9 protein-coding genes are annotated in these 12967 nt (G+C 74.0%); 6 read left to right on the top strand and 3 right to left on the bottom strand.

The annotated features are described in order from the left end of the window. The first annotated feature begins 187 nt into the window (after window positions 1–187). The 6 genes from ACF1AK_RS22280 to pyk all read left to right on the top strand — a co-directional run bounded on the left by ACF1AK_RS22280 (window position 188) and on the right by pyk (window position 9855). Window positions 188–1678: a phosphotransferase gene (locus tag ACF1AK_RS22280; protein ID WP_391500546.1), complete on the top strand. Its 1491-nt coding sequence runs from the start codon at window positions 188–190 to the stop codon at window positions 1676–1678. 41 nt (window positions 1679–1719) lie between these two features. Continuing rightward, window positions 1720–4107 carry a 1,4-alpha-glucan branching protein GlgB gene (glgB, locus tag ACF1AK_RS22275; RefSeq protein WP_391500545.1) on the top strand — a complete coding sequence of 796 codons (2388 nt, stop codon included), beginning with the start codon at window positions 1720–1722 and terminating at the stop codon, window positions 4105–4107. Window positions 4108–4156: 49 nt separating this feature from the next. Continuing rightward, window positions 4157–4831 (top strand): hypothetical protein, encoded by a 675-nt coding sequence (locus ACF1AK_RS22270; protein ID WP_391500544.1) that lies wholly within the window; start codon window positions 4157–4159, stop codon window positions 4829–4831. 126 nt (window positions 4832–4957) lie between these two features. Beyond that, entirely contained in the window at window positions 4958–7105 is a 2148-nt protein-coding gene (pta, locus tag ACF1AK_RS22265; RefSeq protein ID WP_391500543.1) for a phosphate acetyltransferase, read from the top strand. Next, window positions 7102–8334, top strand: coding sequence for an acetate kinase (locus tag ACF1AK_RS22260; protein WP_391500542.1), 1233 nt, complete (start codon window positions 7102–7104; stop codon window positions 8332–8334). The genes pta and ACF1AK_RS22260 overlap by 4 nt, the downstream gene beginning before the upstream one ends. Before the next feature lie 93 nt (window positions 8335–8427). Beyond that, window positions 8428–9855, top strand: coding sequence for a pyruvate kinase (gene pyk / locus ACF1AK_RS22255; protein ID WP_391500541.1), 1428 nt, complete (start codon window positions 8428–8430; stop codon window positions 9853–9855). 74 nt (window positions 9856–9929) lie between these two features. Here pyk and ACF1AK_RS22250 read toward each other — a convergent pair whose 3' ends face one another. The 3 genes from ACF1AK_RS22250 to ACF1AK_RS22240 form a co-directional block, all read right to left on the bottom strand. Beyond that, entirely contained in the window at window positions 9930–11264 is a 1335-nt protein-coding gene (locus ACF1AK_RS22250; protein WP_391500540.1) for a hypothetical protein, read from the bottom strand. Continuing rightward, a complete protein-coding gene (locus ACF1AK_RS22245) occupies window positions 11261–11863 on the bottom strand; it encodes a DUF6114 domain-containing protein (RefSeq protein ID WP_391500539.1) in 603 nt (200 codons plus the stop codon). Before ACF1AK_RS22245 ends, ACF1AK_RS22250 begins: the two co-directional genes overlap by 4 nt. Before the next feature lie 127 nt (window positions 11864–11990). Continuing rightward, window positions 11991–12653, bottom strand: coding sequence for a DUF6230 family protein (locus tag ACF1AK_RS22240; protein ID WP_391500538.1), 663 nt, complete (start codon window positions 12651–12653; stop codon window positions 11991–11993). Between the last annotated feature and the right edge of the window lie 314 nt (window positions 12654–12967).

Genomic DNA, 12967 nt, shown 5'->3' with positions numbered 1-12967 from the left:
CCCGCGCCCCCGGTCGTCTCTGCACCACCGCGTACGGAGAACAGCCCAACGGCCACCCACACGAAGGCGTGACACCCGGGCCCACCGCTCGCGTGCCGCCGCCGCCGCGCCGCCGCAATCCGGAAGACTGACGGACCCGGCCAGACCCGTCGGGCGGTCCGCCCAGCTCCTCCGGGGAAAGGGAGTCATGTCCGAAACCTCCCGTTCGCAAGCCCCCCTGCACCATGACGCCCCCGCCGGCCCCGCCGCGGCGGCCGTCGCGCGGGGCGCCGGGGTCCGGAGGACCGCCCTGGGGGTCAGCGAACTCGTCCAGGCGGCGCTGCCGCTGATCGCCGAGTGGCTCCCCACCCAGCGCTGGTACGCCGGGAAGGGCCGGCCGATCACCGGCCTCACCCCGCTGGTCGGCACCCCCCTGCAGGTCGGCGACCCCGCCCTGCTGCACCTGCTGCTCCGGGTCGAGCACGCCGCCACCGCCGGCGCGCCGCACGGCGACCTGTACCAACTGCTGCTCGGCATCCGCTCGCAGGGCCCGGCCGGCATCGAGCCGGCCGCCGTCCTCGGCCGGCTCACCCAGGGCCCGTACGACGGGGCGGCGCTCTACGACGCGGTGCACGACCCGGAACTCACCGGGCGGCTGCTGGAGCACCTGGCCACCGGCGACCGGTTCGGCTCGCTGTCCTTCCGCCGCACCCCCGGCTCCGGGCTCCCCACCAACCTGCCCGGCCGCGCCTCCACCGCCGAGCAGTCCAACAGCTCGGTCATCTACGGCACCTCGTACATCCTGAAGCTGTTCCGCCGCGTCCACCCCGGCACCAACCCCGACCTCGAACTGTCGCTCGCGCTCTCCCGGGCCGGCTCGACCCGCATCCCCCGGGTCGCCGCCTGGTTCGAGAGCCGTCTGGAGCGCGCCGAGCCGGCCACCCTCGGGCTGCTCCAGCGCTACCTCCCCGAGGCCGAGGACGGCTGGGAGCTCGCCCTCGACCAGGTCGGCCGGCTGAAGGGAGACCCGTCGCCGGGCAACTTCGCGATCGAGGCGCACCGGCTCGGCCGGGCCACCGCCGAGGTGCACCGGGTGCTCGCCCGCTCGATGCCGGTCGCCCGGCTGGACCGCACCCAGACCCGGGAGCTGGCCGCCGCGATGGCCGACCGGCTGGACAGCGCGGTCGCCGCCGTCCCCGGGCTGATGCGCTACCGGGGCGCGCTGCGCTCGGCCTTCCGGCAGATGGCCGACGCCCACCCGGACGGCCTGCCGGTCCAGCGGATCCACGGCGACCTGCACCTCGGCCAGGCGATGCGCACCCCGCACGGCTGGGTGCTGCTGGACTTCGAGGGCGAGCCCGCCAAGTCGGTCGCCGAACGGCGCGAACCGCAGACCGCGCTGCGGGACGTCGCCGCGATGCTCCGCTCCTTCGACTACGCCGCCGCCCACCTGCTGGCCGGCGGGCCGCCCGACCCGGAGCTGGCGCACCTGGCCGCCGCCTGGGCGCAGCGCAACCGCACCGCCTTCTGCGCCGGCTACACAGCGGGCGGCGGCACCGACCCGGCCGCCTCTCCGGAGCTGATGCGCGCGCTGGAGATCGACAAGGCGGTGTACGAGGTGGTGTACGAGGCCCGGCACCGGCCGAGCTGGCTGCCGATCCCGCTGGCCGCGATCAACCGGCTGGCGCTCACCGTCTGACGTCCCCCGTTCCGCCGCCCCGCTCCAGAGAGGTCCCCCACGTGACGCCGCTCGACCCGCCAGGCCGCACCACCCGCTCCGTGCCGGCCACCTTCCTGGCCGGCCTGGACTCCCCGCCGCGTGAGCCCGCGACCGTCCGGCGGGCCGAGCCGGTGCCCGCCGCGCCCGACCCGGACGGGCCCGCCGACCCCGGCCCGCTTCCCGCCGCCGCGCCCGGCCCGGTCCCCGCCGGGGCGCTGCGGCTGCCCGAGGCACCGCTGCCGCCCGGCGAGGTGGACCGGCTGGTGCACGGCCAGCACCACGACCCGCACTCCCTGCTCGGCGCCCACCCGGTGCACGGCGGCACCGCGATCCGGGTGCTGCGCCCGTTCGCCGAGCGGGTGGTGGTGGAGACCGGGCAGGGGCCGGTCGAACTCACCCACCAGCAGGGCGGCCTGTTCACCGGCCTGCTCGCCGCGCCGCAGGCGCCCGACTACCGGCTGCTGGTCAGCTACCCCGGCGGCGAACCGATCCGCCAGCACGACGGCTACCGCATCCCGCCCACCCTCGGCGAACTCGACCTGCACCTCATCTCCGAGGGCCGGCACGAGCAGCTCTGGCGGGCCCTCGGCTCGCACCTGCGCACCGTGGACGGCGTGCCCGGCACGGCGTTCGCCGTCTGGGCACCGAACGCCGTCGGCGTCCGGCTGATCGGCGACTTCAACCACTGGGACGGCACCGGGCACCCGATGCGCTCGCTCGGCTCCTCCGGGGTCTGGGAGCTGTTCGTCCCGGACCTCGGCGAGGGCGCGCAGTACAAGTACGAGATCCACACCCGGCAGGGCTGGGTGCTGGACAAGGCCGACCCGCTCGCCCGCGCCGCGCAGGTCCCCCCCGGCACCGCCTCGGTCGTCACCGCCTCCACCCACCGCTGGCAGGACGGCGAGTGGATGGCCCGCCGGGCGCGCACCGCGCACCACCGCGCCCCGATGTCGGTGTACGAGCTGCACCTGCCGTCCTGGCGCCCCGACCTCACCACCTACCGCGCGATCGCCGCCGAGCTCCCGCGGTACCTGAAGGAGCTGAACTTCACCCACGTGGAGTTCATGCCGGTCATGGAGCACCCGTTCGGCGGCTCCTGGGGCTACCAGGTGTCCGGCTACTACGCCCCCACCGCCCGGCTCGGCGGCCCGGACGACTTCCGCTTCCTGGTCGACACCCTGCACCAGCACGGCATCGGCGTCATCGTCGACTGGGTGCCCGCGCACTTCCCCAAGGACGACTTCGCGCTCGCCCGCTTCGACGGCGAGCCGCTGTACGAGCCGGCCGACCCGCAGCGCGCCGAGCACCCGGACTGGGGCACCCTGGAGTTCGACTACGGCCGGGTCGAGGTGCGCAACTTCCTGGTCGCCAACGCGGTCTACTGGTGCGAGGAGTTCCACGTCGACGGCCTGCGGGTGGACGCCGTCGCCTCGATGCTCTACCTCGACTACTCGCGCGACAGCGGCGGCTGGACCCCCAACCGGTACGGCGGGCGGGAGAACCTCGACGCGGCCGCCTTCCTACAGGAGATGAACGCCACCGTCTACCGGCGCTGCCCCGGCGTGATCACCGTCGCCGAGGAATCCACCGCCTGGGACGGCGTCACCCGGCCCACCGACCAGGGCGGCCTCGGCTTCGGCCTCAAGTGGAACATGGGCTGGATGCACGACTCCCTGGTCTACATGAGCAAGGACCCGGTGCACCGCAAGTACCACCACAACGAGATCACCTTCTCGATGGTGTACGCCTACTCGGAGAACTACATCCTGCCGATCTCGCACGACGAGGTGGTGCACGGCAAGCAGGCGCTGGTCGCCAAGATGCCCGGCGACTGGTGGCAGCAGCGCGCCAACCACCGCGCCTACCTGGGCTTCATGTGGGCCCACCCGGGCAAGCAACTGCTCTTCATGGGGCAGGAGTTCGCCCAGGGCGCGGAGTGGCACCACGAACAGGGCCCGCAGTGGTGGGTGCTCGACGAGCAGTGGCCGGCCCACCGCGAGCACCGGGGCGTGCGCCGGCTGGTCGGCGACCTCAACCGGTGCTACCTCGCCACCCCGGCGCTCTGGGAGCAGGACACCACCCCGGACGGCTTCCGCTGGCTGGACGGCGGCGCCGCCGAGGACAACCTGCTCTCCTTCGTCCGCCACGCCGCCGACGGCACCCCGCTGGTCGCCGTCTGCAACTTCTCCCCCGTCGTCCGCCATGCCCACCGGGTGGGCCTGCCCGAACTGGACGGCCGCGACCAGCTCTGGGAGGAGGCCCTCAACACCGACGCCATCGAGTACGGCGGCAGCGGAACGGTCAACTCCCGTCCGGTGAAGGCCGAATCGACTCCCTGGAACGGCCAGCCCCGCAGTGCCGAACTGGTTCTCCCGCCGCTCGCGACCCTCTGGCTCCGTCCGGCGTGACGTTCTAGGCTCCCCGCCTGAGACGTCGACAGCGGGCGGGGGGCCTTCTGTGGGTTTGGTGCTGGGCTGGGGCTACGTCCTGCTGCCACTGGCCTGTTGGGCCGCGCTGGCCCGCACCCGGACGGTCGGGGCGGCGGTCGCCGTCGTCCTGGTCGCCCTGGCGCTGGTCCCGGTCGGGCTGGAACGCGCGTGGTTCCACAGCCGGGCCGTCGCGGAGTCCCAGTCCGGCTACCCGCTCGCCGCCGGGCTGGTGGTCCTGCTCGGTACCCTGGCCGAGCGGCGGCGGTGCGGCCGGCGGCCCGCCCGGGGGTCCGGCCAGCCGGCCGCCGGGGCCACCATCGTGATCGCCGCCCACTCCCTGGTCGGGCTGGTCATCGGACTGCTCTACCAGCTCGCCGTCCACGAACCCTTCTCCCCGGACCGCTCCGAGCTGTCGCTGCCGCCCGGCCTCGCCGTCGAGCACGACACCGGCCCGGACCGCAGCTGCGGTCTGCACGCCTGCCGCCGCGACCTCGTGGTGGTGAGCACCGAGGGCCTGCCCGGCGCCGAGGCGGCCCGCCGGCTGCGCGTCCGGATGGCCGCCGACGGCTGGGCGCCGGGCCCGGGCGGCAGCCTGGTCCACCGGCACGGCTGGCTGCTGGACAAGCGGATCACCCAGGTCTTCCTCACCGAGCAGCCGGCCGCGGTGACCGTCCGGCTCACCGGCCCCGACCGCTCCCCGTGAGCCGCGTCCCGGGGACCTTCGGCCCCTTGCCCCCCACCGGGCCGTTCTGCTCGCCGAGGGGTGTTCACGGTGCGAAGGTATGGTCGATATGACCACTTCCTGAGACGACGGGACGGAGAGAGCCGCGTGGCGCGCAGCGTGTACGTGACCGGGATCGACCGCGGGGACGGCCGCCAGGCGGTGGAGCTCGGGGTCATGGAGCTGCTCACCCGCCGGGTGGACCGGGTCGGGGTGTTCCGCCCCCTGGTGCACGCCCCGTCGCCGGGGGAGGCGGGCTCGGACCACGTGGTCGAGCTGCTGCGCGCCCGGTACCGGCTGGACCTGCCGGCCGCCGAGCTCTACGGCCTCACCTACGAGGAGGCCGCCGCGCTGCAGGCCGCGCAGGGGCAGGACGAGCTGGTCTCGGTGCTGGTGGACCGGTTCCACGCGCTGGAGCGGCGCTGCCAGGCGGTCCTGGTGCTGGGCACCGACTTCGCCGACACCAACATCCCCGACGAGCTGGCCTTCAACGCCCGGCTGGCCAACGAGTTCGGCGCCGCCGTGCTGCCGGTGGTCGGCGGGCACGGCGAGGACGCCGACACGGTCGTCGCCGAGGTGCGCAACGCCCACCGCGCCTACACCGACCTCGGCTGCGAGACCCTGGCGATGATCGCCAACCGGGTCGCCCCGGCCGCCAAGCAGCCGGTCCAGCGCAAGCTCACCGAGAAGCTGCCGATCCCCGCCTACGTGATCCCCGAGGAGCCGGCGCTGGCCGCGCCGACCGTCGCCCAGCTGGTCGACGCGACCGGCGCCGAGGTGCTGATCGGCGACGCGGCCGGCCTGGCCCGGGACGTCCGGGGCTTCGTCTTCGGCGGCGCGATGCTGCCGACCTTCCTGGACGCGCTGACCGAGGGCGCCCTGGTGGTCACCCCCGGGGACCGCGCCGACCTGGTGATCGGCTCGCTGGCCGCGCACGCCGCCGGCGCCCCGCCGATCGCCGGGGTGCTGCTCACCCTCGGCCAGCACCCCGGCCCGAACGTGATGGCGCTGGCCGCCCGGCTCGCCCCCGGCACCCCGGTCGCGGTCGTCCCGGAGGGCAGCTGGCTCACCGCCGCCGCGCTGACCCACCTGGAGGGCAGGCTCTCGGCGGCCAGCCCCCGGAAGGCCGAGATCGCCCTCGGCCTGTTCGAACTGCACGTGGACACCGACGAGTTGACCAAGCTGATCGACACCGGCCGGTCCGAGCGGGTGACCCCGATGATGTTCGAGCACGAGCTGCTGGAGCGGGCCAGGGCGGACCGCCGGCACGTGGTGCTGCCGGAGGGCACCGAGGAGCGGGTGCTGCGCGCCGCCGAGATCCTGCTGCGCCGCAACATCTGCGACCTCACCCTGCTCGGCGAGGCCGACGCCGTGCGCCGCAAGGCCGCGGCCCTCGGGATCGACCTGCCGGCCGAGGCCCCGGCCGGCGACCGCGCCCGGGTGCGGATCGTCGACCCGGCGACCAGCCCGCTGCGCCGCCAGTTCGCCGAGCTGTACGCCAGGCTGCGGGCGCACAAGGGCATGACCGTCGAGCTGGCCCTGGACGTGGTCACCGACGTCTCCTACTTCGGCACCCTGATGGTCCAGGAGGGCATCGCCGACGGCATGGTCTCCGGCGCGGTGCACTCCACCGCCGCCACCATCCGGCCCGCCTTCGAGGTGATCAAGACCTCGCCGGGCGCGGCCATCGTCTCCAGCGTCTTCTTCATGTGCCTGGCGGACAAGGTGCTGGTCTACGGCGACTGCGCGGTCAACCCGGACCCGGACGCCCAGCAGCTCGCCGACATCGCCATCCAGTCGGCCGCCACCGCCGCCCAGTTCGGCGTCGAGCCGCGGGTCGCGATGCTCTCCTACTCGACCGGCACCTCCGGCTCCGGCGCGGACGTCGACAAGGTCCGCAAGGCCACCGAGCTGGTGCGCGAGCTGCGCCCGGACATCCTGGTCGAGGGGCCGATCCAGTACGACGCCGCGGTGGACGCGCACGTCGCGGCGACCAAGCTGCCCGGCTCGCCGGTGGCCGGCCGGGCGAGCGTGCTGATCTTCCCGGACCTCAACACCGGCAACAACACCTACAAGGCGGTCCAGCGCTCGGCCGGGGCGGTCGCCGTCGGCCCGGTGCTCCAGGGGCTGCGCAAGCCGGTCAACGACCTGTCGCGCGGCGCGCTGGTGCAGGACATCGTCAACACGGTGGCGATCACCGCCATCCAGTCGCAGGACCGCGGGTCCCGGCCGCGCGGTGAAGGGGGCACGGTATGAGTGCGGGCACGCGGGTCCTGGTGCTGAACGCCGGCTCCTCGTCGGTGAAGTACCAGCTGATCGACATGCTGGACGGCGACCGGCTCGCCTCCGGGCTGGTCGAGCGGATCGGCGAGGCGGGCGGCCGTCTGCTGCACGCCCCGCGCGGCGGCGCGGAGCGGGAGACCGCCCAGGCCTTCCCCGACCACGGCGCGGCGCTCAAGGCGGTCGCCGAGGAGCTGGCCGCCGACGGGCTGGGCCTGGACTCGCCCCAGCTGGCCGCGATCGGCCACCGGGTGGTGCACGGCGGGCTGCGCTTCACCGAGCCGACCGTGATCACCGACGACGTGCTCAAGGAGATCCGCCGGCTGATCCCGGTGGCGCCGCTGCACAATCCGGCCAACATCACCGGCATCGAGGTGGCCCGGGCGCTGCGGCCGGACCTTCCGCAGGTGGCCGTCTTCGACACCGCCTTCCACGCCTCGATGCCCGAGTACGCGGCCCGGTACGCGATCGACAAGGCGGTGGCCGACGAGCACCGGGTGCGCCGCTACGGCTTCCACGGCACCTCGCACCAGTACGTCTCGCGGGCCACCGCCCGGCTGCTCGGCAAGGACCCGGCCGAGGTCAACGTGATCGTGCTGCACCTGGGCAACGGCGCCTCCGCCTCGGCGGTGAGCGGCGGTCGCTGCGTGGACACCTCGATGGGCCTGACCCCCCTGGAGGGCCTGGTGATGGGCACTCGTTCGGGTGACATCGACGCGGGCGTGGTGTTCCACCTCCACCGGGTCGGCGGGCTGTCGATCGACGGCATCGACGACCTGCTGAACCGCCGCAGCGGTCTGCTGGGCCTGTGCGGCGACAACGACATGCGCGAGATCATGCGCCGCGCCGAGGACGGCGACGCGGACGCGGAGCTGGCCTTCGAGACGTACGTCCACCGGGTGCGCAAGTACATCGGCGGGTACTACGCGGTGCTCGGCCGGGTGGACGCGATCGCCTTCACCGCGGGCGTCGGGGAGAACGCGGCGCCGGTGCGGGCCGCCGCCACGGCCGGGCTGGAGGAGCTCGGCATCGCCGTCGACCCGGAGCTCAACTCGGTACGCTCGCGCGAGCCGAGGATCATCTCCCCCGCCCTGCTCCCCTCGGGGGGCCGTGCGCGGGTCGCGGTCGCCGTCGTCCCCACCGACGAGGAGCTGGAGATCGCCCGGCAGGCCTTCGCCCTGGTGCACCAGCTGTCCGGAAACTGACCCCCCGTCGTCTCGGTCCGCGGACTCCCGGCCGGCGATTCCTCTCCATTCGCGCCGAATGCACCAATAACACGAACGGATAGACTGATCGATATGCGCCGAGCGAAAATTGTCTGCACCCTGGGTCCCGCGACGGACTCCTACGAACAGCTCAAGGCCATCGTCGAGGCGGGCATGAACGTCGCCCGACTGAACATGAGCCACGGCACCCACGCGGACCACGAGGAGCGGTACCGCAAGGTCCGCCAGGTCTCGGAGGACACCGGCAGGACCATCGGCGTTCTGGCCGACCTCCAGGGCCCCAAGATCCGTCTGGCGACCTTCGCCAACGGTCCGGTGACCGTCGACAACGGCGACGAGTTCACCATCACCACCGAGGACGTCCCCGGTGACCAGCACATCTGCGGAACCACCTACAAGGGCCTGCCGGGCGACGTCAAGCCCGGTGACCCGGTCCTGATCAACGACGGCGTCATCGCCCTGGAGGTCGTCAGCGTCGACGGCCCGCGGGTGAGGACCGTGGTCGTCGAGGGCGGCGTGCTCTCGAACAACAAGGGCATCAACCTCCCCGGCGCGGCCGTCAACGTGCCCGCCCTGTCCGAGAAGGACAAGGACGACCTGCGCTTCGCCCTGCGCCTGGGCGTCGACATGGTGGCCCTGTCCTTCGTCCGCAACGCCGCGGACATCAAGGACGTGCACGAGGTCATGGACGAGGTCGGCATCCGGGTGCCGGTCATCGCCAAGATCGAGAAGCCGCAGGCCGTCGAGGCGATGGAGGAGATCGTCCTCGCCTTCGACGCGATCATGGTGGCCCGCGGCGACCTGGCCGTCGAGTACCCGCTGGAGCGGGTGCCGCTGGTCCAGAAGCAGCTGATCACCCTGGCCCGCCGGAACGCCAAGCCGGTCATCGTCGCCACCCAGATGATGGAGTCGATGATCCACGCCTCGCGCCCGACCCGCGCCGAGGTCTCCGACGTCGCCAACGCCATCCTGGACGGCACCGACGCGGTCATGCTGTCCGCCGAGTCCAGCGTCGGCAAGTACCCGGTCGAGACCGTCCGCACCATGAGCCGGATCTGCGAGAAGGCCGAGGAGGAGCTGCTCTCCCAGGGCCTCCAGCCGCTCAACCCGGGCCGCAAGCCGCGCACCCAGGGCGGCTCCATCGCCCGCGCCGCGTGCGAGCTGGGCGACTTCCTGAACGGCAAGGCGCTGGTCGCGTTCACCAAGTCCGGTGACACCGCGCGCCGGCTCTCCCGCTACCGCTCGCCGATCCCGGTGATCGCCTTCACCCCGGACCACGCCACCCGCAACCAGCTCTCGCTGAGCTGGGGCGTCGAGGCCCATGTGACCGAGCAGGTGGAGACGACCGACGAGATGGTCGCGCAGGTCGACCGCGAGCTGCTGCGCATCAGCGAGCTGGGCGAGGGCGACACCGTGATCGTCACCGCCGGCTCGCCGCCCGGCATCCCCGGCAACACCAACATGGTCCAGGTGCACCACCTGGGCACCCGCACGGCCTGAGGCCGCGCGGAACACGCCCGTGGGGCGGTCCCTCCGGTCGGGAGGGGCCGCCCCACGGGCGTCCGGGGCCCGGCTCAGGCGTTCCCGGGGTAGGGCAGGTCGTCGTTGTAGAGCCGCATGCCGGGGATCTTCAGGGTGCCGCCGAACTGGCCCGACTGGATCGCGGTCACCCCGGTCAGCTCGATCCACAGCGGCACCTGGAGCTGGCCGATCAGGTCGTACAGCCACTGCGGCAGCGGGCCGTCCGGGGTGAGGGTGAGCTCGCCCAGGTCGATCGGGACCGGCAGGCCCAGCACCTTGGCCAGGTGGCCGGAGAGCCGCTCCACGTACATGGTGACCGGGCCCTTGCGCATGGTCGAGACCGAGCCGGGCGCGCCCTTCACGTGGAAGGTCCTGCCGTTGCCCTGCAGCGTCGACATGTGCAGGTTCTCGATGTCGACGCTCTCCACCTCGAACTTCAGCACCCGCTTGGTGCCGGTCGGCGTCCGGACGTCGACCACGCCGAGCAGGACGGCGTGGTTCAGGGCGAGCCGGGTGGTCTGCAGGGTCCAGTTCTGGTCCGGGACCAGGATCGGATTGTCGGCCGGCTTGCCGTTCGGGGCGAGCGCCTCGGTGTCGACCAGGCAGTTCGGGTCCTTCGACGCGGTGGCCGAGGGGCTGCCGGACGCGGTCGGCCGCGCGGCGGCGGACGGCTTCGCCGACGTGGACGGGGTGCCGGAGGGCTTCGGGTCCGCCGGGGCCGTCGGGGCGCCCGGGGTGGCCGTCACGGCCGGGGCGGCCGGGGCGGCCGTCCCCGGGGTGCCGGAGGGCGTGGGTGCGGCGGTGCCGGCCGGCGCGCCCGTCGGCTCGGCGGTCGGGGCCGTCGGCGTGACCGTCGGGGCCGGGGGTTCCGCGGTCGGGGCCGGGGCCGCGGCGCGCGCCCCGGCGGACGGGCCCGCGGTGGCGGTGGGGCTCGCCGTGCCGCCCGGGGTGACCAGATGGGTGATGCCGCCGACGAGGTCGTCGATGAGACCGGCCCGGACGACCCCGCCGCCGGCGGCCGCGCGTGCGGCCGCCGGGGTGGCGGCCGGCTCGCCGGCCGGTACGGGCGCCCCGGTGGCCGGGGCGCCCGGCAGCGGGCCCGACGGCCCGGGGACCGGCGGCGGCAGCTCGCTCTTCGGCACCGGCGTCTCGGCCGCCGCGGGGGCCTGCGGCACGGTGTCCGGGGCGGTGGCGCACGGCTTGCCGGCGGTGGACTCGGCGATCGCCGGGTTCGGCGTGTAGGCGGCGGCCATCAGCAGCGCGGTCGGCACCGCGGCCATCGCCAGCGCCCGGCCGCGCAGCCGGACCCGCACCGGTGTGCGGGGCGCCGCGTGCCGGGGCGAGCGCTGCGCCGGGGCCTGCGGAAGCTCCTCGCGCGGCCCGCTCACCGGATCTCCTTCGGCTCGCCGGCCTGCTGCGCCGGGACGCTCCCCCCGGCGGCGGCCGGGGGCTGCTCGGCGGCGGGCTCCCCGGCGGCGGAGTGGTCCGCGACGGCCGCCGCGGCCGGCTCCCCGACGGCGGTCGCCGCGAGGACGGTCGCGTCGGCGGCGGGCGCCTCGGCCTCGGCCGGGTCGGCCTCCGGCAGCGGCGCCCAGGCGATCATCAGACCGCCGCCGATCAGGCCCGGCAGGATCGACAGCCCGAAGCCGCCCAGGTTGGAGACCGGGATGGAGACCAGGGTGAGCAGCGTGGTGGCGATGCCCGCGAAGACCCGGACGACCGGCTGGAACCACCCGGTCAGCCCGAGCACGACCAGCAGCACCCCGATGATCAGCGAGCCCGCCCCGGCCGTGGTGGCCATGGCGAGCGTCATGCCGTTCAACGACAGGTTGGCGTACGGGAAGTACATGATCGGGACGCCGGCGAGGACGGCCAGCAGCCCGCCCCAGAACGGCCGGGAGCGGCGGAAGTCACGGAACACCCGGCGCGCCCACCTCAGGGGGTTCTCGCGTTCGACGGGCCGCGGCTCGGCAAGGGTGCTGGACACGGAGCAGCTCCTCGATGGTGTGACGAGGTGGAACAGAAAGGGGGAACCCGGGGACGGCGGCCCGCGGCCGCCGTCCCCGGCCCCCGACCCGCCGTCAGGCGGTCAGCCGGTCAACCGAGGAGCCGGCTCAGAAGCACTCGTGGCTGTCGTCGGTGTAGAGGTTGAGCTTCAGGCCGCGGAGCTTGAAGGTGCCCGCCGAGGTGGCCCACGCGGTCTGCTTCACACCGGTCAGGTCGGCGGTGTCGGCGGCCTGCGCGAAGCCGGTCTTGCCGCTGGGCAGGCCGGAGCCGAGCGCGGACTTCCAGTTCTTGGTGGCCTCGCCCTTGAGGGTGGAGGCGTCCTGGCCGATGTTGATGTTGCCGAACTCGGCGTCGGCCTCCAGGGAGTCGAGGTCGATCAGCAGGTTGGCGGCGTCGACCTGACGGTCCTTCTGGTCGCTGTCACCGGCCTCCAGGCGCAGGGTGACCTTCGGGAGCTTGAAGGGCAGCGGGATCACGTTGGGGTCGGTGACCAGCGACTGGCACAGGCCCTTGATCCGGGCGGTGTCGAAGGCCGAGACCGCGACCGGGTGGGTCGTCTTGTCGGTCTGGACGTCGATCGAGCCGAACTGCGCGAAGTTGGTGCCGTGCAGCTCCTTGGCGGAGACCTTGAACTGCTGGCCCGAGATGCTGAACGAGGCGGCCAGCGCGCTGTTCGCCAGGCCGACGCCGACGGCGGCGGTGGCCGCGAGGCTCGGCACCATCACCAGGGCGAAGCGCTTCCAGCGGGTCTTGCCGTAGGTCTTGGACATGCGTGTCCTCCTTCTGGGACGTACATCTCCGGCCCCCCGGTGGCGCGATGCGCACCGATGGGGGCCTGGGATGGGAGAGAGCTACGTCCTCGGTAGCGGAGAGCGCCGTGACGACACGGACGGTCCCCCCGAGCGACAACCAGTGACCGCGCGGGCAGCGCGGCCGTGCGAAGGACAGGAACCGCCGTGGGAGCGGACACCCCCCTGCCCTCTCGCCGGCGGCAGGACCGCCGGCCGCCCGGTGGGGATCCCCTCCTCCGGATCCGCCGGCCGGCTGCCGGCGGGGGTCGAAGTGTGGGGACCGGGCGTGCCGA

The organism is Kitasatospora sp. NPDC015120 (genome assembly GCF_043080305.1).
Classification (GTDB): Bacteria; Actinomycetota; Actinomycetes; order Streptomycetales; family Streptomycetaceae; genus Kitasatospora.
The sequence above is the reverse complement of the archived record's forward strand: the minus strand, read 5'-3'. Positions and strand labels throughout refer to the sequence as shown.

Bases quoted from the DNA above. Each gene is read 5' to 3' on its own strand.
- pyk (WP_391500541.1), top strand. From the start codon at position 8,428: ATGCGCCGAGCGAAAATTGTCTGCACCCTGGGTCCCGCGACGGACTCC.
- ACF1AK_RS22280 (WP_391500546.1), top strand. From the start codon at position 188: ATGTCCGAAACCTCCCGTTCGCAAGCCCCCCTGCACCATGACGCCCCC.
- ACF1AK_RS22240 (WP_391500538.1), bottom strand. From the start codon at position 12,653: ATGTCCAAGACCTACGGCAAGACCCGCTGGAAGCGCTTCGCCCTGGTG.
- ACF1AK_RS22260 (WP_391500542.1), top strand. From the start codon at position 7,102: ATGAGTGCGGGCACGCGGGTCCTGGTGCTGAACGCCGGCTCCTCGTCG.